Annotated in this window: 19 protein-coding genes; 9 read left to right on the top strand and 10 right to left on the bottom strand. The window is 71.6% G+C overall.

The window, feature by feature from the left end:
- Positions 1-67 precede the first annotated feature (67 nt).
- The 4 genes from ilvD to ACFVYN_RS20290 all read right to left on the bottom strand — a co-directional run bounded on the left by ilvD (position 68) and on the right by ACFVYN_RS20290 (position 4748).
- A complete protein-coding gene (gene ilvD / locus ACFVYN_RS20305) occupies positions 68-1921 on the bottom strand; it encodes a dihydroxy-acid dehydratase (RefSeq protein WP_390000355.1) in 1854 nt (617 codons plus the stop codon).
- A 168-nt stretch (positions 1922-2089) separates the two neighbouring features.
- Positions 2090-2701 carry a TetR family transcriptional regulator gene (locus ACFVYN_RS20300; protein ID WP_390000352.1) on the bottom strand — a complete coding sequence of 204 codons (612 nt, stop codon included), beginning with the start codon at positions 2699-2701 and terminating at the stop codon, positions 2090-2092.
- A gap of 175 nt (positions 2702-2876) precedes the next feature.
- Positions 2877-3701, bottom strand: coding sequence for a sugar phosphate isomerase/epimerase family protein (locus ACFVYN_RS20295; RefSeq protein ID WP_390000349.1), 825 nt, complete (start codon positions 3699-3701; stop codon positions 2877-2879).
- A 105-nt stretch (positions 3702-3806) separates the two neighbouring features.
- Positions 3807-4748, bottom strand: coding sequence for a Ppx/GppA family phosphatase (locus ACFVYN_RS20290; protein ID WP_390000347.1), 942 nt, complete (start codon positions 4746-4748; stop codon positions 3807-3809).
- Between the two features lie 71 nt (positions 4749-4819).
- On the opposite strand from ACFVYN_RS20290, the gene ACFVYN_RS20285 reads away from it, so the two are divergent.
- The gene (locus tag ACFVYN_RS20285; RefSeq protein WP_390000345.1) at positions 4820-5686 is read left to right on the top strand and encodes a hypothetical protein; all 867 of its coding nucleotides are present in this window, start codon (positions 4820-4822) and stop codon (positions 5684-5686) included.
- A gap of 89 nt (positions 5687-5775) precedes the next feature.
- On the opposite strand, the gene ACFVYN_RS20280 is transcribed toward ACFVYN_RS20285, so the two are convergent.
- A complete protein-coding gene (locus ACFVYN_RS20280) occupies positions 5776-7452 on the bottom strand; it encodes a hypothetical protein (RefSeq protein ID WP_390000343.1) in 1677 nt (558 codons plus the stop codon).
- Between the two features lie 229 nt (positions 7453-7681).
- Here ACFVYN_RS20280 and radA point away from each other — a divergent pair, with 229 nt between their 5' ends.
- Positions 7682-9091 (top strand): DNA repair protein RadA, encoded by a 1410-nt coding sequence (gene radA / locus ACFVYN_RS20275; RefSeq protein ID WP_390000340.1) that lies wholly within the window; start codon positions 7682-7684, stop codon positions 9089-9091.
- Positions 9092-9172: 81 nt separating this feature from the next.
- Positions 9173-10297, top strand: a complete 1125-nt coding sequence (disA, locus tag ACFVYN_RS20270; protein WP_390000338.1) for a DNA integrity scanning diadenylate cyclase DisA — start codon at positions 9173-9175, stop codon at positions 10295-10297.
- Positions 10298-10346: 49 nt separating this feature from the next.
- Here disA and ACFVYN_RS20265 read toward each other — a convergent pair whose 3' ends face one another.
- Positions 10347-11225 (bottom strand): hypothetical protein, encoded by an 879-nt coding sequence (locus ACFVYN_RS20265; protein WP_390000336.1) that lies wholly within the window; start codon positions 11223-11225, stop codon positions 10347-10349.
- A 460-nt stretch (positions 11226-11685) separates the two neighbouring features.
- Between ACFVYN_RS20265 and ACFVYN_RS20260 the strand changes: the two genes are divergently transcribed.
- From ACFVYN_RS20260 to cseC, 5 genes are all read left to right on the top strand, one after another.
- Positions 11686-12645, top strand: a complete 960-nt coding sequence (locus tag ACFVYN_RS20260; protein ID WP_390000333.1) for an A/G-specific adenine glycosylase — start codon at positions 11686-11688, stop codon at positions 12643-12645.
- 235 nt (positions 12646-12880) lie between these two features.
- Positions 12881-13423 carry a SigE family RNA polymerase sigma factor gene (locus ACFVYN_RS20255; RefSeq protein WP_390000330.1) on the top strand — a complete coding sequence of 181 codons (543 nt, stop codon included), beginning with the start codon at positions 12881-12883 and terminating at the stop codon, positions 13421-13423.
- Positions 13408-14085, top strand: coding sequence for a hypothetical protein (locus ACFVYN_RS20250; RefSeq protein ID WP_390000327.1), 678 nt, complete (start codon positions 13408-13410; stop codon positions 14083-14085). The genes ACFVYN_RS20255 and ACFVYN_RS20250 overlap by 16 nt, the downstream gene beginning before the upstream one ends.
- Positions 14086-14151: 66 nt before the next feature.
- A complete protein-coding gene (gene cseB, locus ACFVYN_RS20245) occupies positions 14152-14856 on the top strand; it encodes a two-component system response regulator CseB (RefSeq protein ID WP_390000324.1) in 705 nt (234 codons plus the stop codon).
- Between the two features lie 17 nt (positions 14857-14873).
- Positions 14874-16208, top strand: a complete 1335-nt coding sequence (cseC, locus tag ACFVYN_RS20240) for a two-component system sensor histidine kinase CseC (protein ID WP_390000321.1) — start codon at positions 14874-14876, stop codon at positions 16206-16208.
- A 215-nt stretch (positions 16209-16423) separates the two neighbouring features.
- Here cseC and ACFVYN_RS20235 read toward each other — a convergent pair whose 3' ends face one another.
- The 4 genes from ACFVYN_RS20235 to ACFVYN_RS20220 all read right to left on the bottom strand — a co-directional run bounded on the left by ACFVYN_RS20235 (position 16424) and on the right by ACFVYN_RS20220 (position 19948).
- Positions 16424-17275: a class I SAM-dependent methyltransferase gene (locus tag ACFVYN_RS20235; protein ID WP_390000403.1), complete on the bottom strand. Its 852-nt coding sequence runs from the start codon at positions 17273-17275 to the stop codon at positions 16424-16426.
- Positions 17266-17700 carry a VOC family protein gene (locus ACFVYN_RS20230; protein ID WP_390000318.1) on the bottom strand — a complete coding sequence of 145 codons (435 nt, stop codon included), beginning with the start codon at positions 17698-17700 and terminating at the stop codon, positions 17266-17268. The genes ACFVYN_RS20235 and ACFVYN_RS20230 overlap by 10 nt, the downstream gene beginning before the upstream one ends.
- Positions 17697-18245: a helix-turn-helix transcriptional regulator gene (locus tag ACFVYN_RS20225; protein WP_390000315.1), complete on the bottom strand. Its 549-nt coding sequence runs from the start codon at positions 18243-18245 to the stop codon at positions 17697-17699. Before ACFVYN_RS20225 ends, ACFVYN_RS20230 begins: the two co-directional genes overlap by 4 nt.
- 137 nt (positions 18246-18382) lie before the next feature.
- Positions 18383-19948, bottom strand: a complete 1566-nt coding sequence (locus ACFVYN_RS20220) for an MDR family MFS transporter (RefSeq protein ID WP_390000312.1) — start codon at positions 19946-19948, stop codon at positions 18383-18385.
- A 143-nt stretch (positions 19949-20091) separates the two neighbouring features.
- Between ACFVYN_RS20220 and ACFVYN_RS20215 the strand changes: the two genes are divergently transcribed.
- Positions 20092-20688: a TetR/AcrR family transcriptional regulator gene (locus tag ACFVYN_RS20215; protein WP_390000310.1), complete on the top strand. Its 597-nt coding sequence runs from the start codon at positions 20092-20094 to the stop codon at positions 20686-20688.
- Positions 20689-20768: the final 80 nt, after the last annotated feature.

Raw genomic sequence — 20768 nt, 5'->3', positions numbered from 1 at the left:
ACACAAAAAGGGAGGGCCGCCCCCGAAGGGACGGCCCCAGGTCTTCCGGGGGTCTGTCGGGGAGACCTCAGCCCAGCTTCGACACGTCCCGCACCGCGCCCTTGTCCGCGCTGGTGGCCATCGCCGCGTAGGCCCGCAGCGCGGCCGAGACCTTGCGCTCGCGGTTCTTCGGGGCGTAGGCGCCGCCCAGGGCGGCCTCGCGGCGCGCGAGTTCGGCGTCGTCGACCAGGAGCTCGATCGTGCGGCCCGGGATGTCGATGCGGATGCGGTCGCCGTCCTCGACGAGGGCGATGGTGCCGCCGGCCGCGGCCTCAGGGGAGGCGTGGCCGATGGACAGGCCGGAGGTGCCGCCGGAGAAGCGGCCGTCGGTGATGAGGGCGCAGGCCTTGCCGAGGCCGCGGCCCTTCAGGTACGAGGTCGGGTAGAGCATCTCCTGCATGCCGGGGCCGCCCTTGGGGCCCTCGTAGCGGATGACGACGACGTCGCCCTCCTTGATCTCCTTCAGCAGGATCTTCTCGACGGCCTGCTCCTGCGACTCGCAGACCACCGCCGGGCCCTCGAACGTCCAGATCGACTCGTCCACGCCGGCCGTCTTCACGACACAGCCGTCGACCGCGAGGTTGCCCTTGAGGACCGCCAGGCCGCCGTCCTTGGAGTACGCGTGCTCGGCGCTGCGGATGCAGCCCTCGGCGGCGTCCTCGTCCAGCGCCTCCCAGCGCTCCGACTGGGAGAATGCCTCGGCGGAGCGGACACAGCCCGGGGCCGCGTGCCACAGTTCCACAGCCTTCGGGGACGGTGAGCCGCCGCGGACGTCCCAGGTCTTGAGCCAGTCCGCCAGGGACGGGCTGTGGACCGAGTGCACGTCCTCGTTCAGCAGGCCCGCGCGGTGCAGTTCGCCCAGCAGCGCCGGGATGCCGCCCGCGCGGTGCACGTCCTCCATGTAGTACGTGCGGTTCTTCGCCACGTTCGGGGCGACCTTCGCGAGGCAGGGGACGCGGCGGGAGACCGCGTCGATCTCGGCGAGGCCGAAGGGGACCTCCGCCTCCTGGGCCGCCGCCAGCAGGTGCAGGATCGTGTTGGTGGAGCCGCCCATGGCGATGTCGAGCGCCATGGCGTTCTCGAACGCCGCGAAGGTGGCGACGTTGCGCGGCAGGACCGTCTCGTCGTCCTGCTCGTAGTAGCGCCGGGTGATGTCCATGACGGTGTCGGCGGCGTCGACGTACAGCTGCTTGCGGGCCGTGTGCGTGGCGAGGACCGAGCCGTTGCCGGGGAGGGAGAGGCCGATGGCCTCGGTCAGGCAGTTCATCGAGTTGGCGGTGAACATGCCGGAACAGCTGCCGCAGGTCGGACAGGCGTTCTCCTCGATACGGAGCATGTCCGCGTCCGAGATCTTCTCGTTCACGGCCTCGGACATCGCGTCGACCAGGTCGAGGGTGCGGACCGTGCCGTCCACGAGGGTCGCGCGGCCGGACTCCATCGGGCCGCCCGAGACGAAGACCGTGGGGATGTTGAGCCGCAGTGCGGCGTTCAGCATGCCCGGGGTGATCTTGTCGCAGTTGGAGATGCAGATCAGGGCGTCGGCGCAGTGGGCCTCGACCATGTACTCGACCGAGTCCGCGATCAGGTCGCGGGAGGGGAGGGAGTACAGCATGCCGCCGTGGCCCATGGCGATGCCGTCGTCGACGGCGATGGTGTTGAACTCGCGCGGGATGCCGCCGGCCGCGACGATCGCCTCGGAGACGATCCGGCCGACCGGCTGCAGATGGGTGTGGCCCGGCACGAACTCCGTGAAGGAGTTGGCGACCGCGATGATCGGCTTGCGGCCGATGTCCGCACCGGGTACACCGGAGGCGCGCATAAGGGCGCGGGCGCCCGCCATGTTGCGGCCGTGGGTGACTGTGCGGGACCTCAGCTCGGGCATCGTCGCTCGCTCCTTCAGAGACGGTAGTCAGAGACTTCAGAGACGGTCGTACGAGACTTCTGACTGCTAACGAGCGTACGCCCGTCATCCAGGGGTCGGGACAAGGTGTCCGGAATGCGGGACGCCCGTCTCGGATCAGGGCACGGTCAGGACCGGGTCAGGACCAGGTCAGGGCCCGGTGAGATGGCTCTGCACCACCGGCGCCACCCGCGCGATGATCTGCTCGATGTCGGTCGACGCCAGCGGCTCCACCTTGATCACGTACCGCAGCATGGCCGTCCCCACGAGCTGCGCGGCCGCCAGTTCGGCCCGCAGTTCGGCGTCCGGCAGGTCCAGCTGGTCGCTGATGCGGCGCAGCAGCTGGGCGGCGACGAGCCGGCGGAAGACGGTGGCCGCGGTCTCGTTGGTCACGGCGGAGCGGACGACCGCCAGGATCGGCAGGCGTGTCGCCGGGTTCTCCCAGACGCCGAAGATGAAGCGGGTCAGGCGCTCTCCTACGTCCTCCAGCGGACCCTCGGCGAGCGCGTCGGGCGCGTTCAGGGCGGGCGCGGCGGCGACCTCCACGGCCGCCTCGAAGACCTGTTCCTTGGTGCCGAAGTAGTGGTGGACCAGGGCCGAGTCGACTCCCGCGGCCTTGGCGATCCCGCGCACGGACGTCTTCTCGTAGCCCCGCTCGGAGAACTCCTCACGGGCCGCGACGAGGATCCGGTCACGGGTGCCGGCCGCGTCCGATTCCGTACGACGGGGTCGGCCGCGTTTGCGGGCGGTGACGTCACTCACGGCCGGGGCGCCTTCCCTGCCGCTCGGTTCCCGGTCGCCGGGGACACCGTCACGGCTGCTCGGTTCGTCGCCACCACAGGCACCCTTGTGACTGCCTGGCCCCCCGCCCCCGGAGCCGCCGTCACGATTGCCCGATCCCCTGCCACCGGAGGCGCCTTCACGCCTGCTCGCCCGCTCATCCCCGCGGCACCCTCACCGGCGAGGCCAGGTGGAGGCGGGTGAAGGCCAGGGCCTCGGCGAGATCGGCCTCGCGTTCGGCCCCGGACATCGCGCGGCGGGTGTTGACCTCGATGACGACATGGCCGTCGAAGCCGCTCAGCGCGAGGCGCTCCAGGAGCTCGGCGCAGGGCTGGGCGCCGCGGCCGGGCACGAGGTGCTCGTCCTTCGCGGAGCCCTTGCCGTCGGCGAGATGGACATGGCCGAGACGGTCCCCCATCCGGTCGACCATCTCCATCGCGTCGGTCCGGGAGGTCGCCGCGTGGCTGAGGTCGATCGTGAAGTGCCGGTAGTCGTCCTTGGTGACGTCCCAGTCGGGGGCGTACGCCAGCATCTCGCGGTCGCGGTAGCGCCAGGGGTACATGTTCTCGACGGCGAACCGTACGTCCGTCTCGTCCGCCATCCGCCAGATCCCGCTGACGAAGTCGCGGGCGTACTGGCGCTGCCAGCGGAACGGCGGGTGGACGACGACCGTGCTCGCGCCCAGCTTCTCGGCTGCCGCGCGGGCGCGCTGGAGCTTGACCCAGGGGTCCGTGGACCACACGCGCTGCGTGATGAGCAGGCAGGGGGCGTGCACGGCGAGTATGGGGATGCCGTGGTAGTCGGAGAGGCGGCGCAGGGCCTCGATGTCCTGGCTGACCGGGTCGGTCCACACCATGACCTCGACGCCGTCGTATCCGAGGCGTGCGGCGATCTCGAAGGCCGTCGCCGTCGACTCCGGGTAGACCGAGGCCGTCGAGAGGGCGACCTTCGCATCCGGGATCCGTACGACTGGTTCTGCCACGGTCGTCAGCCTAAAGGGTTCGCTCGGGTGGATGTGGGGTGCCTCTTCGCCGTTGTGGTGATTGCCACGAGGCGGGTGGGGACCGGTGTGCGGTTGCTCGCGCGCTCAGAGACCCTGCGCTGAACCCATGTGATCAAGTCTGCGCAGGATGACGCCTTCTCTGAGCGCCCACGGGCAGATGTCCACCGTTTCCACCCCGAACAGGTCCAACGCGCCCTCGGCCACCAGGGCACCCGCCAGGAGCTGGTTCGCCCGGCCCTCGGAGACGCCCGGGAGTTCCGCCCGCTGGTCCGTCGTCATGCCGGCCAGCCTCGGGACCCAGGCCTCCAGGGACTCGCGCTTGAGTTCGCGCTGGACGTAGAGGCCCTCGGCGGAGCGGGCGGCGCCGGCCAGGCGGGCCAGCTGCTTGAAGGTCTTGGACGTGGCGACCACGTGGTCGGGGGCGCCGAAGCGGGCGAACTCGCCGACCGTACGGGCGATCTGGGCGCGCACATGCCGTCGCAGGGCCCGGATGGCGTCCGGGTCCGGGGGGTCGCCGGGGAGCCAGCCCGCCGTGAGACGGCCCGCGCCCAGCGGGAGGGAGGCCACCGCGTCCGGCTGCTCGTCGATGCCGTAGGCGATCTCCAGGGAGCCGCCGCCGATGTCGAGGACCAGGAGCTTGCCCGCCGACCATCCGAACCAGCGGCGGGCGGCCAGGAAGGTGAGACGGGCCTCCTCGGCGCCGGTGAGGACCTGGAGCTCGACGCCGGTCTCGGCCCGCACGCGCGCGAGGACGTCGTCGGCGTTGCCGGCCTCGCGGACGGCGGAGGTGGCGAACGGGAGGAGGTCCTCGACGCCCTTGTCCTCGGCGGCCTGGAGTGCGTCCTTGACGACCGCGACGAGCTTCTCGACGCCTTCGGGACTGATCGCCCCGGCCTCGTCGAGGAGTTCGGCAAGGCGCAGTTCCACCTTGTGCGAGTGCGCGGGCAGGGGGCGTGCGCCGTGGTGCGCGTCCACCACGAGCAGGTGCACCGTGTTCGAACCCACGTCGAGGACACCGAGTCTCATGGGGGGAACGCTACTGCCAGCTGGGCGTTCGACTGTCTCCGGAGGGGGCTCGGGCGACTTACCCTGGACGCGTGCCAAAGACGAAAAAGGTGAAGGACGACAAAACGGCCGCTTCTGCCGACGGTCCTTCGCGGGTGAAGCCGCCGAAGCCGCCGAAGCCTTCACGGAAGGCCATGAAGGCTCTGAAGGCCGACGAGAAGGGGCTCGACTTCGCGCGCGCGTGGGTGGAGTTCCCGGATCCGGCGGACGACGAGCAGGTCTTCCGCTGCGATCTGACCTGGCTGACCTCGCGGTGGAACTGCATCTTCGGCAGCGGCTGCCAGGGCATCCAGGCGGGCCGGGCGGACGACGGGTGCTGCACGCTGGGTGCCCACTTCTCCGACGAGGACGACGAGAAGCGGGTCGCCGAGCATGTGGCGCGTCTCACTCCGGACATCTGGCAGCACCACGCCGAGGGCACGACGGGCGGCTGGGTCTCCGAGGACGAGGACGGCGACCGCCAGACCCGGCCCTTCCAGGGCTCCTGCATCTTCCAGAACCGGCCCGGCTTCGCGGGCGGCCAGGGCTGCTCGCTGCACATCCTGGCGCTGCGGGAGGGCCGCGAGCCGCTGGAGACCAAGCCGGACGTCTGCTGGCAGCTTCCGGTGCGGCGGACGTACGACTGGATCGACCGGCCCGACGACACGCGCGTGCTCCAGGTGTCGATCGGCGAGTACGACCGGCGCGGCTGGGGTCCGGGCGGCCACGACCTGCACTGGTGGTGCACGTCGGCGACCTCGGCACACGGCGCCGGTGACCCGGTGTACGTCACCTACCGCCCCGAACTGATCGAACTGATGGGCAAGGCGGGCTACGACCGCCTGGTCGAGCTCTGCGAGCAACGCCTGGCCTCCCAACTGCCCCTGCTGGCACCGCATCCGGCGGACCCGGTCGGCTGAGCGGCGGAAATCGGCGGGACGGTGGGGGCCGGGCTCGGCACGCGCTGCGACGGCCCCCGCCCGCGCCCACCCCGGCTCTGCCGCATCCGCTACGACGCGGACGGGCTCGGGGTCTCGCTCTCCATCGGTGAGGATGTCGGACTCGCCGAATCGGACGGGGTGGGGTCCGGCGGGGTCGGGGAGGGGGACGAGGTCGGCGGATCGCTGGGGGTGGGATCCGAGGGGGCCGAGGCCGTGGGGCTGGGGCTCGGCGAGGGGGGCGTCGGCTCGCCGGGGGTGGACGGCGCGGGGGCCGTGCCGTAGCCATGGATGGTGACCACGGCGCCGGCCGGTGCGACCGCCACGCGCGCGCTCCAGGGGCCGGACGGCTCGCGCAGATGGTCGACGTACACCTTGATCGTCAACGACTCACCGGGCTTCAGTGTTCCTGCGGACCGGCTCAGGTAGAGCCAGGAGGCACCGGTGGTGGCCGACCAGCGGACCGGGGCGTCGCCGGTGGCGGTGAGGGTGATCAGCGTGGTGTCGCCGTTGTTGCCGGCGTCGACCTCCAGGTGTCCGGCGCCCTTCTTGCCGGCGCCGGCGACGCTGACGACCTCGACGGAGACGTCGGGCCGGCCGTCCTTGGCGAAACGGTTGCCGGCTCTGGTGCTCGCGTTGCCGGCGTTCTGGTAGCCGCCGCTCGCGGCCACGCCGTCCAGGCTGTCGGGGCCGTGCGCCTCGCTGGCGCTGGCGGAGTGGCCGTCGGCCCCCTCCCCGGGGCCGCCCCGGTAGGCGGCCCACAGGGCGAGCACGGGGGCGGCGACGACGGTGGCGACGACGGTCGTGGTGACGGCACGCGCGCGGAGGCGGTCGCGGCGGGCGGCCCGGTCCTTGGGGTCCATCGGGAAGCCGCGCCGGTCGAAGCGGGGCACGGCGGCGCCACGCGCGCGTGGCGGGTGCGCCGACGCCCTGTGCAGGGCCGCGCGGGGCGCTTCGAGCACGGGCAGCTCGGCGGGCGTGGTCATGGCGCCGGGCCAGCGGCCGGGGATCGCGCGCTCGGCACTGCGGCGACAGCGCGGGCAGTCGTCGACATGGCGCACGAGTTCGCGGCGCAGGGCGGAGCTGAGCACGAACTGGTTGTCGCCGGTGAGCCGCGCCACGCTCGGACAGTCACCGGTCTCGACGACGGCGAGGGCCGCGCGGGTGCGTTCGACCTCGCAGGCGGCGGAGGCGAGCAGTTCGCGGGCGCCGGCGAGGTCCATGCCGAGGACGGCGGCGACCTCGTGGGCGGCGAGGTGGTGGCGTACGGCGAGTTCGAGCGCCTCGCGCTGCTCGGGGGTCGTACCGGCCGCCTCCGGCCAGGCCAGCAGGGAGAGTTCGCGGCGCCGCGCCTCCAGGACGTCCGCGCCGACCGGGGGTTCGGCGGGGTCCTGGGCAGCTCCGTGACGCCCCGCCGCGTGCGTGGCCTGACGTTTCTGCTTGGCCTCGGCCAGCTTCCGCAGACAGGCCCAGCGGGCCAGCGCGTACAGCCAGGCCCTGCGGTCGCCGGCCGCGTCCGGGCCGCCGCGCCTCTCGGCGAGCGCGAGGACGTCACCGAGGGTGGCGGTCGCCGCGTCGTGGTCGCACAGCACGGACATGCAGTAGGTGAACAGGCCGTCCAGGTACGGCTCGTAGCGCGCGGGCGGCCGCTGCGCCAGCGTGCGCGCCGCAGCGCGGTCGCGCTCCTGCCGTTGCGCCCGGTGCGCGCCGGTGGTGCGGGTCGAGGTCTCCGGACTGCTGCTCATCATCCGTGGACCGTAGGGCGCGAAAGATGGCCCCTTCCTGCGCCTTGAGCACTTTTACTCCGTACGGGTGAAACGATCCCTCAATCGGGGACCGGAACCCCCGATTCCATGGCTCGTTCCCGTCGGGACGTGGCCGATTCACGTGCCGGGGCGCGTGACGGTCCGGGTCCGGGACGCGTGCCGCCCGGCGGGCGGCGGCCGCGTTGTCAGTGGCGGCGGTTACGGTTCGTGCATGGCTGCCCGTACGAAGTCCGCCAAGGAGCGCCCGTCCTACCGCTGCACCGAGTGCGGCTGGCAGACGGCCAAGTGGCTCGGTCGCTGCCCCGAGTGCCAGGCCTGGGGGACGATCGAGGAGTACGGCGCGCCCGCGGTGCGTACCACGGCCCCCGGCCGTGTCACCACCTCCGCCGTGCCCATCGGCCAGGTCGACGGCCGCCAGGCCACCGCCCGCTCCACCGGCGTGCCCGAGCTGGACCGGGTGCTCGGCGGCGGCCTGGTGCCCGGCGCGGTGGTGCTCCTGGCGGGCGAGCCCGGCGTCGGCAAGTCCACGCTGCTGCTGGACGTGGCGGCCAAGTCGGCGAGCGACGAGCACCGCACGCTCTACGTGACCGGTGAGGAGTCCGCGAGCCAGGTCCGGATGCGCGCCGACCGCATCCACGCGATCGACGACCACCTGTATCTCGCCGCCGAGACCGACCTGTCCGCGGTCCTCGGACATCTGGACGCGGTGAAGCCGTCGCTGCTGATCCTCGACTCGGTGCAGACGGTGGCCTCCCCGGAGATCGACGGCGCCCCCGGCGGCATGGCCCAGGTGCGCGAGGTCGCCGGGGCGCTGATCCGGGTCTCCAAGGAGCGCGGGATGTCGACCCTCCTGGTGGGCCATGTCACCAAGGACGGCGCGATCGCCGGCCCGCGCCTGCTGGAGCACCTGGTGGATGTGGTCCTGAGCTTCGAGGGCGACCGGCACGCACGCCTCAGGCTCGTACGGGGCGTCAAGAACCGTTACGGCGCCACCGACGAGGTCGGCTGCTTCGAGCTGCACGACGAGGGCATCACGGGCCTCACGGACCCAAGCGGACTTTTCCTGACACGTCGTGACGAACCGGTCCCCGGTACCTGTCTCACCGTCACCCTGGAGGGCCGCCGCCCCCTGGTGGCCGAGGTGCAGGCGCTCACCGTCGACTCCCAGATCCCCTCGCCCCGGCGCACCACCTCGGGTCTGGAGACCTCCCGTGTCTCGATGATGCTCGCCGTCCTGGAGCAGCGCGGCCGGATCAGCGCCCTCGGCAAGCGGGACATCTACTCCGCGACGGTCGGCGGGGTAAAGCTTTCGGAACCTGCCGCGGACCTGGCGATCGCCCTCGCCCTGGCGTCGGCGGCCAGCGACACCCCGCTGCCCAAGAACCTCGTCGCGATCGGCGAGGTGGGCCTCGCGGGCGAGGTCAGACGGGTCACGGGCGTCCAGCGCAGGCTCTCCGAGGCACACCGTCTGGGCTTCACGCACGCGCTCGTACCGAGCGATCCCGGCAAGATCCCGGCCGGCATGAAGGTCCTGGAAGTCGCGGACATAGGGGACGCCCTGAGGGTGCTTCCGCGCTCTCGTCGCCGAGAGGCCCCCCGGGACGAGGAGGACCGCCGGTAGACTTTGCCCTGGTCTCGCCCGTCCGTACGAACCGAATGTGCGACACGGGAGCGTCCAAGACCCCGCGACCGGAGGAGAGCAGTGGCAGCCAACGACCGGGCAGCAGCTCCCGGAAAGTCCGGTGGGAGCGCCGGTGCCGATGGCCTGATGCGCGCCTCCCTGAGCGCCGTGGCCCCCGGCACCCCCCTGCGCGACGGCCTCGAGCGGGTGCTGCGCGGCAACACCGGCGGACTCATCGTGCTCGGCTTCGACAAGACGGTGGAGACGATGTGCACGGGCGGTTTCGTCCTGGACGTCGAGTTCGCGGCCACGCGCCTGCGTGAGCTGTGCAAGCTGGACGGCGGCATCGTGCTCTCGTCGGACCTGTCGAAGATCCTGCGGGCGGGCGTGCAGTTCGTGCCCGACGCGACGATCCCGACGGAGGAGACGGGCACCCGGCACCGCACCGCGGACCGGGTGAGCAAGCAGGTCGGCTTCCCGGTGGTCTCGGTCTCCCAGTCGATGCGCCTCATCGCCCTGTACGTCGACGGCCAGCGCCGCGTCCTGGAGGACTCGGCGGCGATCCTGTCCCGCGCGAACCAGGCCCTGGCGACCCTGGAGCGCTACAAGCTCCGCCTGGACGAGGTCGCGGGCACCCTCTCCGCGCTGGAGATCGAGGACCTCGTGACGGTCCGGGACGTCTCGGCCGTGGCCCAGCGCCTGGAGATGGTCCGCCGGATCGCCACGGAGATCGCCGAGTACGTGCTCGAACTCGGCACGGACGGCCGTCTCCTCTCCCTCCAGCTGGACGAGCTGATCGCGGGCGTGGAGCCGGAACGCGAACTGGTCGTCCGGGACTACGTCCCCGAACCCACCGCGAAGCGCTCCCGCACGGTCGAGGAGGCGCTGTCCGAACTGGACGCCCTGACCCACGCCGAGCTCCTCGAACTCCCCGCCGTGGCCCGCGCCCTGGGCTACACCGGCTCCCCCGAGGCGATCGACTCGGGTGTCTCCCCCCGTGGCTTCCGCCTGCTGGCCAAGGTCCCCCGCCTGCCGGGCGCGATCATCGACCGCCTGGTGGAGCACTTCGGCAGCCTCCAGAAGCTGCTGGCGGCCAGCGTCGACGACCTCCAGACGGTGGACGGAGTGGGCGAGGCAAGGGCACGGAGCGTCAGGGAGGGCCTGTCGAGGCTGGCGGAGAGCTCGATCCTGGAACGGTACGTGTAGGCACCCCGGGGCGCGGAAACCGCGCCCCAGTCGCGCCGACGGCACCTCGTCAGTCGTTCTCCAGCACGAACGAAGCCTGGGCCGTGGCGTATCCGGGCGCCTTGACCTCCACGAGGTAGGTCCCGTCACCCGCCGACCCCGCGGGAGGCGTCGCGCACTGCGGGGCACTCGGCTTGCGGTCCCACTTCACGGTGTACGTGATGCTGCTCCCGGCCGGAGCCCGGTAGACCAGGTTCCCCGCGGTCCTGGGGCAGTCGGCGGACGACCAGTACGGGTCGTCCGAGCCGGCCTGAGTGATCGTCAACACCGCGCGCTTGGGCCCGAGATCGACCTTGCAGTCGCCGGTGGAGGAGTTCGTCGCGGTCAGCAGCAACGTGGGGGTCTGGCCGGGGGCGTAGGCGTTGTGCAGACTCCGCACGCTCAACTTCACGGTACCGGCGGTGCAGTTGGGGAGGGAGGAGCCGGCCGGGAGGGTGTCGCCCTGCCCGACCCCGATGCCCGTACCGCCGTTCCCTGCGCCCCCTGAGCTTCCTGCACTTCCTGCGCTTCCAGTCCCGCCCGCTCCGGCGGAGCCACCCGTACCGGTCCCGCCGCCGGCTCCCGAGCCGCCTCCCGCGCCGGCACCGGCGGCCGAACCGGAGCCCGGTCCCGAGCCCCCGCCGGTGTCCCCACCGGTCGTCGACTCGTCGCGGCCGCCCGGGGCTTGACTGATCGCGGGCCCCGAACCGGAGGGTCCGGGGGTGATCGTGGAGGGGGAGGGATTCTTGTCGTTGGGGCCGTCCGCGCCGTTCCTGCCGCCTCCGCCGCCGGAGCTGACGATCCATGCGATCAGCAGCGCCAGCACGGCGAGGACGGACAGCATGACGGCCCTCCGTCGCCAGTAGATGGAGGAGGGAAGCGGCCCGACCGGATTGCGCAGAGATCCCACGGCGCAAACTGTACGAGAGATCGGCGAGTTCACCGTCCTCACCCGCCGCCACGCGCCACAACTTTTCAGGATCATCATTCCGGAAACGGCCGCCCCGCCCCTGCCTTTCGTCAGGCCGACACGTGACGATCGCCGAGTGTGACCGTATGAATCCGGCGCCTACAGTGCGTGACGGTGGACTTCACACCCCATCCGGGTACAACACAGCGGCGGCACATGGACGACGACCCGACACCCGCTCCTGAACGCACTGTTCGCGATCGCGTCCCTTGCACCTCTGGCCACGGCTGTGGCGTGCGTCAACCACTGCCACAGGGGCTGTGGTTCGTCACGTCCCAGGTGGGCTCTCGTGAGTGCGGGCACCGGACGGTGCCGACCGCAGGGCGCGGACAAGTCCGGTCGATCCCACGGGTGGCGCTGCGCCCGCGCGGGCCCTCGGCCATGGCAGGATCGGAAGGCCATGACTGCGCCCACGAAGCCCCAGCCCCAGCCCCTGCCCGAGCCCCCGCACAGCAGCCCCGCCGACGGCGTCACCGACGCACCTCTCGGAGCGGGCCTGCACTCCCCCGTCATCGACTGGTTCGACGAGCACGCCCGGGATCTGCCGTGGCGGCGGCCCGAGGCCGGGCCGTGGGGAGTGATGGTCAGCGAGTTCATGCTCCAGCAGACACCCGTGAGCCGGGTGCTGCCGGTCTACGAGCAGTGGCTCGCGCGGTGGCCCCGGCCCGCCGACCTGGCCGCGGAGGCGCCCGGCGAGGCCGTGCGCGCGTGGGGCCGACTCGGCTATCCGCGCCGGGCGCTGCGGCTGCACGGCGCCGCGGCCGCCATAACGGAACGGCACGGCGGTGACGTACCGACGGACCACGCGCAGCTGCTCGCGCTGCCCGGGATCGGCGAGTACACGGCGGCCGCCGTCGCCTCCTTCGCGTACGGGCAGCGGCACGCCGTGCTCGACACCAACGTGCGGCGGGTGTTCGCCCGGGCCGTCACCGGTGTGCGGTACCCGCCGAACGCCACCACGGCCGCCGAGCGCAAGCTCGCCCGCGCGCTGCTGCCGGATGACGAGAGGACCGCCGCGCGCTGGGCCGCCGCCTCGATGGAGCTGGGTGCGCTGGTGTGCACGGCCAAGAACGAGACATGTCAGCGCTGCCCGATCGCCGCCCAGTGCGCGTGGCGGCTCGCGGGCAAGCCCGAGCACGACGGGCCGCCGCGGCGCGGACAGACGTACGCCGGTACCGACCGCCAGGTGCGCGGCAGGCTGCTCGCCGTGCTGCGGGAGGCCCACGCGCCCGTCCCGCAGCCGGTGCTCGACCGGGTGTGGCACGAGCCGGTGCAGCGGGCGCGGGCGCTGGACGGTCTGGTCGCGGACGGACTTGTCGAGCCCCTGCCGGGTGGTTTGTATCGGCTGCCGTTGACATAGCCGGCACGACGCAAACCGGCGAATCCCCCTGAACCGGCGCGTATGACCGCGCCGCTTTACCCTTTTTCGGCTTCCGTTACACAACCGACGGACAGCCGATTGCCAGCCGCGCGCTGCTCCGCACAGCCCCGTGACAACCGCTCCGTAGCTTCGTTGGCATGCCGCACACCAGGCGGCAGCACACGCGATGAGAACCGGCAGGGACTGCCGGAACGGGGATCAGGAGGCGGTCGACATGGCGCAGGGCGAGGTGCTCGAGTTCGAGGAGTACGTCCGCACCCGGCAGGACGCGTTGCTGCGCAGCGCACGCCGTCTGGTCCCGGACCCGGTCGACGCGCAGGACCTGCTCCAGACGGCGCTCGTACGGACGTACGGCCGCTGGGAGACCATCGAGGACAAGCGGCTCGCGGACGCCTATCTGCGCCGGGTGATGATCAACACCCGCACGGAGTGGTGGCGGGCGCGCAAGCTGGACGAGGTGCCGACCGAGCAGCTCCCGGACGCCTCGGTCGACGACTCCACCGAGCAGCACGCGGACCGCGCCCTGCTGATGGACGTCATGAAGGTCCTCGCCCCCAAGCAGCGCAGCGTCGTGGTGCTGCGACACTGGGAGCAGATGTCCACGGAGGAGACGGCCGCCGCCCTCGGCATGTCGGCCGGTACGGTCAAGAGCACGCTGCACCGGGCGCTCGCCCGGCTCCGCGAGGAGCTGGAGGCTCGCGACCTGGACGCACGCGCGCTGGAGCGTGAGGAGCGGGAGCGTTGCGCGGCGGCCTGACGGAACCCGGGCCCACCCGGCCGGACCTCGCTCCGGTCCGGGGGATCTTCCAGGCGGCGAGCACGGCGGTGGTCGTGCTGGCCGCCCTCGCCCTTTTCGTCTCCGCCTGCGCCACCGGCGGCACCGGCACCCGTGACGAGGGTCCGGCGCACGCGGTCGCGGCCGACGGCGCCTCGCCCTCCGTCCTGCCGTCCGCCCTGGCCTCTCCGCGCCTCGACCGCAAGGGCGCGGTCGCCCTGCTCAGGTCGGACCCGAAGGTCTCCGAGGCGGTCAAGCGCGATCTGGAGCCCTGTGGCACCGACCAGTACCCCGTCGACCTGTTCTACGGCGACCTGACCGGCGGCTCGGCCGACGACGTCGTCGTCAACGTCGTGACCTGTGCGGACCTGGTGGGCGTCGGCTCGTACGTGTATCGCGAGGAGGACGGTTCGTACCAGAATGTCTTCCAGACCGAGGAACCTCCGGTCTACGCCGAGATCGACCGCGGCGATCTGGTGGTGACCAAGCAGGTGTACGAGAAGGGCGACCCGGTGTCGGACCCGTCCGGCGAGAACGTGATCACGTACCGCTGGGCCTCGGGGAGGTTCGCCGCGGTGTACCGGACGCACAGCGACTACAACGACGTCGTCGGCACGGATCCGACGCCGGTGCCCGACAGCTGAACCGTTCGGGCCGCCCGGAACGATCCCCCAGTGACCGCCACGACACCGAAGAGTGAGAGCACCCGGATGGCAGACCAGACCCACGTGCTGTTCGTCGAGGACGACGACGTCATCCGCGAGGCCACCCAACTCGCCCTGGAGCGGGACGGCTTCGCAGTCACCGCCATGCCCGACGGCCTGTCGGGCCTGGAGGCGTTCCGGGCGGACCGCCCCGACATCGCCCTGCTGGACGTCATGGTGCCGGGCCTGGACGGGGTCAGCCTGTGCCGCCGTATCCGCGACGAGTCCACCGTGCCGGTGATCATGCTGTCGGCGCGCGCCGACTCGATCGACGTGGTGCTCGGCCTGGAGGCCGGCGCCGACGACTACGTGACCAAGCCGTTCGACGGGGCCGTCCTGGTCGCCCGGATCCGCGCGGTGCTGCGCCGCTTCGGGCACGCGGGCGGTGCCGACCGAGGCGAGGAGGGCGCTGCCGCGGCCGCCGGTGGCGTGCTGACCTTCGGCGAGCTGGAGATCGACACCGAGGGCATGGAGGTGCGCAGGGCCGGGCAGACGGTCGCGCTCACGCCGACCGAGATGCGGCTGCTCCTGGAGTTCTCCTCCGCACCGGGTACGGTCCTGTCGCGCGACAAGCTCCTCGAGCGGGTGTGGGACTACGGCTGGGGCGGTGACACCCGGGTCGTCGACGTCCATGTGCAGCGGCTGCGGACGAAGATCGGCCAGGACCGGATCGAGACGGTCCGTGGCTTCGGTTACAAGTTGAAGGCCTGAGCAGGGGGACCTGGAGCATGCGGGGGATCCTTCGGGGCCGGGTGACGGAGCGCGTGGTGGTGCGGACGGGGCTCAGGTGGAAGCTCAGCGCGGCCATCGCGCTGGTCGGCGCGCTCGTCGCGGTCGCGCTGAGCCTGGTCGTGCACAACGCGGCGCGCGTCTCGATGCTGGACAACGCGCGCGATCTCGCGGACGAGCGGATCCAGATCGCCCAGCGCAGCTACGAACTGACCGGGAAGCCGAACTTCCCCAGCATCGCGGTCGACGACCGCCGTCTGCCGCCCGCGCTGCGCGAGAAGGTCGAGGAGGGCCGCCGGGCGACGTACGTCTCCGACCGGCCCGACCGGGGTCCTGACATCTGGGCCGCGGTCCCGGTCAAGGGCGGGCATGTGCTGTCGCTGCACACCGGGTTCACCGACCGCAGCACCAACATCCTCAAAGACCTCGACCAGGCCCTGGTGATCGGCTCGATCGCGGTGGTCCTCGGCGGCAGCGCGCTCGGCGTCCTCATCGGTGGGCAGTTGTCGCGGCGGCTGCGGAAGGCGGCGGTCGCGGCGAACCAGATGGCCAAGGGCGAGACGGACGTACGGGTGCGGGACGCGATCGGCGGGGTCGTACGGGACGAGACCGACGACCTCGCGAGCGCGGTGGACGCCCTGGCGGACGCGCTCCAGCAGCGGCTGGAGGCCGAACGGCGGGTCACCGCGGACATCGCGCACGAGCTGCGGACCCCGGTGACGGGCCTGCTGACGGCCGCGGAACTGCTGCCTCCGGGACGGCCCACGGAACTGGTCCTGGACCGGGCGAAGGCCATGCGCACCCTCGTCGAGGACGTCCTGGAGGTGGCCCGGCTCGACGGCGCCTCCGAGCGGGCCGAGCTCCAGGACATCCTGCTCGGTGATTTCGTCGTCCGGCGGGTGGCGGCCAAGGACCCGGAGATCGAGGTGCGCGTGGTGCACGAGTCGGAGGTCATGACCGATCCGCGGCGCCTGGAGCGCGTGCTGTTCAACCTCCTCGCCAACGCGGCCCGGCACGGCAAGCCGCCCATCCAGGTCACCGTCGAGGGCCGCGTCATCCGCGTCCGCGACCACGGCCCGGGCTTTCCCGAGGACCTCCTCGCCGACGGCCCGAGCCGCTTCCGCACGGGCAGCGCGGACCGCGCGGGACACGGACACGGCCTCGGGCTGACGATCGCGGCCGGTCAGGCGCGGGTGCTGGGGGCGCGGCTGACCTTCCGCAACGTACGGTCGGCGGGGACACCGGACGGGGTGCCCTCGGAGGGGGCGGTGGCGGTGCTGTGGCTGCCGGAGCACGCGCCGACCGCGACGGGGAGCTATCCGCTGCTGCCGTGACCGTGGAGCCGGTGTGCAGGTGGAGCCGGCCGGGGCGTGACGCCTGCGGCGGCCTGTGCGAGTGCGGGCCGGTGGGGATGAGCGTTGTGCGCAGTTCCCCGCGCCCCTGGGCGCCTGCGGCGGCCCGTTGCGGCTCCGGTGGGGGCTTGGGTGGGGGCTTGGGTGGGCCGGGGTGGGAGGTGTCCGTCCTCCGTCCGGCGTGGGGCGGGACGCCGTCAGGTGGTTGCCACCATCAGCTCCTCCCCCCTGGACGGTCGTACGCCGTCCGTCCTGCCCGTGAAGTACCGGCGGTCCAGCTCCTCCGCCGGGACATGCCGGGCCTCCCGGAAACCGGACTCGCGGGCCAGGGCCAGGATCTCGGCGGGCCGGAAGAAGCTCAGGAACGGTGTGCCCGCCGCCCGGGCTCCCGCCACCGCCGCCTCCAACTGCGGTCGCTGTTCCGGCTCGACGTCCGCGGGCGGCCGTAGGAAGGTCGTCACGAACATGGACCCCGGAGCGAGTCCGGCGACCAGGCGGAACATGGCCGTGACCGCCTCCCGGGTGAGATACATGGTGACGCCCGTGGAGGCCACCACCGTGGGGCGCCCGGGGTCGAACCCCGCCTCGGCCAGCCGCCCCCACCAGTCCCCCTCGAAGTCGACGGGCACGAGACGCAGCCACTGCGGGACACCGAACCCGAGGTCCAGCAGCCGCCGGCGCTTCCAGGCCTGCGGCCCTGGCCGGTCGACCTCGAAGACCCGCAGCCCGCCCGCCGCGGCCACCTCCGGTCTGCGCTGGGCGAAGGTGTCGAGACCGGCGCCGAGGACGACGTACTGCTCCACACCCCGCTCGACGACGAGGTCCTCGACGTACCGGGTCCGCGCCACGATCGACGCCCGGGTGCGGCGCGTGGCCGCCACGTCCATGTCGGGGCGGTCCCGCCACCCGTCGTCCGGGTCGGCGAGCCTGAGCCCGATCTCGTCCTCCAGCACATGCGGCGGCGGATCGGCGCGGACGTGCAGGGCCCGCCAGAGGGCGACCCGTACGGCCGTGTGGTCGGCCTCGGCCACGTCCCCGGTCACGCCCAGTCCTTCGAGAAGTCCAGTTCCTCGCGGCGCTGGGTCAACGAGTACCAGTTGCCGTTGTCGTCGCGGAAGATCGCCTCGATGCCGTACGGCCGTTCCTGTGGCTCCTGGACGAACTCCACCCCGCGCGCCCGGAACGTCTCGTAGTCACCGCGGCAGTCGTCGGTCCGGAAGGCTCCCGCGCCCATCACGCCCTTGCCGACGAGTTTCTTCAGCGCCTCGGCGGACTCGGGGTCCAGGCCCGGGCCGTCGAGGCTCATCAGGGCCAGCTCGACGCCCTCCTGCTCCTTGGCGCCGACGGTGACCCATGTCATCTTGCCCATCGCGACCTCGCTGCGCACCTCGAAGTCCAGCTTCTCGGTGAAGAAGGCCTTGGTGCGCTGCTGGTCGAAGGTCCATACGGTGCTGATGCCGAGGCCCTGGATCATGGCTGCGCTCTCCTGTCGTGAGGGGGTTCGTCTCCGTCTCCGTCACCGTAGGCAGGGGCAGGGTCGGGCCGCTTCTCCAAAGTTGCGGTTCTCTTCGGGGGGCGCTGCGCGGGTGTCTGCGGGGTTCTCTTCGTGGCCCTCTCCGCGGCACTCGTGGTGGGGAAGCCGCCGGCCCAGAGCATGGCGTAGCACCCGGGGATCAGGGCGGCCCCGCGGCCCACGTGCTTGGTGCGGTACTCGCTCGGGGTGAGCCCGGTCCGCGTCTTGAAGCGGGCGGAGAAGGTGCCCAGGCTGCTGAAGCCGACCAGGTGGCAGATCTCGGTCACGCTCAGATCGGCGCCCCGCAGCATCTCCTCGGCCCGCTCGATTCGCCGGTGCGTGAGGTACTGCCCGGGTGTCTCGCCGTACGCCTCCTTGAAGGCCCGGAGGAAGTGGAACCGCGAGTACCCGGCGTGCGCGGCGACGGCGCCCAGGTCGAGCCCCGGATCGGCCCAGTCCCGGTCCATGGCGTCCTTGGCGAGCCTGATCTGCCGCACTTTGTCCATGGGCCGATGGTGGCACGCGGCACTGACATCGACCCCGAGGGCGCACAGGAAGCGGGCGCACATGAAGAAGGCCCCCGGGGCGGACACCATCCGGGGGCCTTCGGTTCAACGGGGTCGACTCGGTCGACGGGGTCGGCTCAGACCTCGACCAGCGGAGCCGGCGCCGGGTCGTCCGCCGACTTCTGGGGGCCCGCTCCCTTCAGCGGCACCTCCTTGACGAACACCGCCGCCACCAGCGCGACCACGGCGACGATCGAGCCGAGCAGGAACGCCGAGTGCGTGCCGGCGGAGACCGCGTACTGGTACGCCTCGCGCACCGCGGCCGGCAGCTTGTCCAGGCCCTTCTTGTCCAGCTGGGCGGACTGCTCGGTCACCTTGGCGCCCAGCGTCCCGCCCCGCGCGGCCATGGTGTCCTGGACGCGGTGGTTGAACAGCGCGCCCATGATGGCGACACCGAAGGAGGAGCCGAGGGTCCGGAAGAGAGTGGTGGACGAGGACGCGACGCCCATGTCCTTCATCTCCACGCTGTTCTGCGCGACCAGCATGGTGATCTGCATCAGGCAGCCCATGCCGAACCCGACGACGGCCATGAAGACACCGGAGGTGAACCGCGAGGTCCCCGTGTCCATCGTCGACAGCAGGTACAGCCCGATCACCATCAGGACGCTGCCGAGGACCGGGAAGACGTAGTACCGCCCGCTGTTGGTGGTGATCCGGCCCGCGACCATCGAGGTCACCAGCATCGCGCCGAGCATCGGCAGGAGCAACAGCCCGGAGTTGGTCGCGGAGGCGCCCTGCACGGACTGCTGGTACAGCGGCAGGAAGAGGGTGGCGCCGAACATCACGAAGCCGGTGATGAAGCCGATGATCGACATCAGCGTGAAGTTGCGGCTGCGGAAGATGTGCAGCGGGAGCACCGGCTCTGTCGCCTTGGTCTGCCAGAACACGAACCCGACGAGCGCGGCCACTCCGATGCCGATCAGCTCCATGATCCGCGCGGAGCTCCAGGCGTACTCGGTGCCGCCCCAGGTGGTCACCAGCACGATGGAGGTGATGCCGATGGTCAGCAGCGCGGCGCCGAGATAGTCGATCCGCGCCTGCGCACGCTTGGCCGGCAGGTGAAGTACGACGCTGATGAGGCCGAGCGCCACCACGCCGAGCGGCAGGTTGATGTAGAAGGACCAGCGCCAGCCCCAGTTGTCGGTGATGGTGCCGCCGACCAGCGGGCCGCCGATCATCGCGAGCGCCATGACGCCGGCCATCATGCCCTGGTACTTGCCGCGCTCCCGGGGCGGGATCAGGTCACCGATGATCGCCATGACGCCGACCATCAGACCGCCGGCGCCGAGGCCCTGCACGGCCCGGAAACCGATGAGCTGCCCCATGTCCTGGGCCATTCCGCTGAGCGCGGAGCCGATCAGGAAGAGCACGATCGACGTCATGAAGACGCCCTTGCGGCCGTACATGTCGCCGAGCTTGCCCCAGAGCGGAGTGGCGGCCGCGGTGGCCAGCGTGTAGGCCGTCACGACCCACGACAGGTGCTCGAGTCCGCCGAGTTCGCCGACGATCGTCGGCATCGCGGTGCCCACGATCATGTTGTCGAGCATCGCGAGCATCATGGTGATCATCAGCGCGAGCAGGACGACCCGCACACTGCGCTGTTTCTTGTCCGGTTCCGTCTCGACCGTCTGTGTGTCCGCCATTGTTCCCACTCCCCTGAGGTCCCGCGGTACTGCCCCTGCCGGGGTACTTACTTGCCGCCCGGCTAGCTGTTTACACTGGGAAGGTAGACGCGTAACTAGCCGGGCGTCAAGTAAGTTTTATGGGAAAGCCGAGGAGTACGAGGATGGGCGGCACCATGGACGTCACGAAGCAGCAGCGCCGCGGCAACACGCGCCAGCGCATCCAGGACGTGGCGCTCGGACTCTTCGCGGAGCAGGGGTACGAGAAGACGTCCCTGCGGGAGATCGCCGAGCACCTGGACGTCACCAAGGCGGCGCTGTACTACCACTTCAAGACCAAGGAAGAGATCCTCGTCAGCATCTTCGACGATCTGACGCAGCCGATCCTCGACCTCATCGAGTGGGGCCGGAAGCAGCCGCACACGCTGGAGACGAAGCAGGAGATCGTACGGCGCTACAGCGAGATCCTGGCCGGCGCGACGCCGCTGTTCCGCTTCATGCAGGAGAACCAGGCGACGGTCCGTGAACTGCGCGTCGGCGAGACCTTCAAGGAGCGCATGCAGGGGCTGCGCGAGATCATCGTCGACCCCGAGGCGGACCTGACCGACCAGGTCCGCTGCGTCAGCGCGATCTTCACCCTGCACGCCGGGATGTTCTTCCTCCAGGACATCGCCGGCGACCCGGAAGCCAAGCGCAAGGCGGTCCTGGAGGTCGCGACAGACCTGGTGACGCGGGCGCACGGGGGGAGCGGGGAGGGGTAGGGGACGCGGTTCTCGTCGAGGGCGGGGCGAGGGGCTGAGGCCTGCAGTTGGAGCGGAGAGGGGCGCGAGGGGCTGCCGCC

The organism is Streptomyces sp. NPDC058307 (genome assembly GCF_042880295.1).
Lineage (GTDB): Bacteria > Actinomycetota > Actinomycetes > Streptomycetales > Streptomycetaceae > Streptomyces.
The sequence above is the reverse complement of the archived record's forward strand: the minus strand, read 5'-3'. Positions and strand labels throughout refer to the sequence as shown.

What these genes read in the sequence shown, in the direction of transcription:
- ilvD (WP_390000355.1), bottom strand. Translation starts at nt 1,921, where the DNA reads ATGCCCGAGCTGAGGTCCCGCACAGTCACCCACGGCCGCAACATGGCG.
- ACFVYN_RS20290 (WP_390000347.1), bottom strand. Translation starts at nt 4,748, where the DNA reads ATGAGACTCGGTGTCCTCGACGTGGGTTCGAACACGGTGCACCTGCTC.
- ACFVYN_RS20230 (WP_390000318.1), bottom strand. Translation starts at nt 17,700, where the DNA reads ATGATCCAGGGCCTCGGCATCAGCACCGTATGGACCTTCGACCAGCAG.
- cseC (WP_390000321.1), top strand. Translation starts at nt 14,874, where the DNA reads ATGCGGGGGATCCTTCGGGGCCGGGTGACGGAGCGCGTGGTGGTGCGG.
- ACFVYN_RS20220 (WP_390000312.1), bottom strand. Translation starts at nt 19,948, where the DNA reads ATGGCGGACACACAGACGGTCGAGACGGAACCGGACAAGAAACAGCGC.
- ACFVYN_RS20280 (WP_390000343.1), bottom strand. Translation starts at nt 7,452, where the DNA reads ATGATGAGCAGCAGTCCGGAGACCTCGACCCGCACCACCGGCGCGCAC.
- ACFVYN_RS20255 (WP_390000330.1), top strand. Translation starts at nt 12,881, where the DNA reads ATGGCGCAGGGCGAGGTGCTCGAGTTCGAGGAGTACGTCCGCACCCGG.
- ACFVYN_RS20225 (WP_390000315.1), bottom strand. Translation starts at nt 18,245, where the DNA reads ATGGACAAAGTGCGGCAGATCAGGCTCGCCAAGGACGCCATGGACCGG.
- ACFVYN_RS20215 (WP_390000310.1), top strand. Translation starts at nt 20,092, where the DNA reads ATGGGCGGCACCATGGACGTCACGAAGCAGCAGCGCCGCGGCAACACG.
- radA (WP_390000340.1), top strand. Translation starts at nt 7,682, where the DNA reads ATGGCTGCCCGTACGAAGTCCGCCAAGGAGCGCCCGTCCTACCGCTGC.
- ACFVYN_RS20260 (WP_390000333.1), top strand. Translation starts at nt 11,686, where the DNA reads ATGACTGCGCCCACGAAGCCCCAGCCCCAGCCCCTGCCCGAGCCCCCG.
- cseB (WP_390000324.1), top strand. Translation starts at nt 14,152, where the DNA reads ATGGCAGACCAGACCCACGTGCTGTTCGTCGAGGACGACGACGTCATC.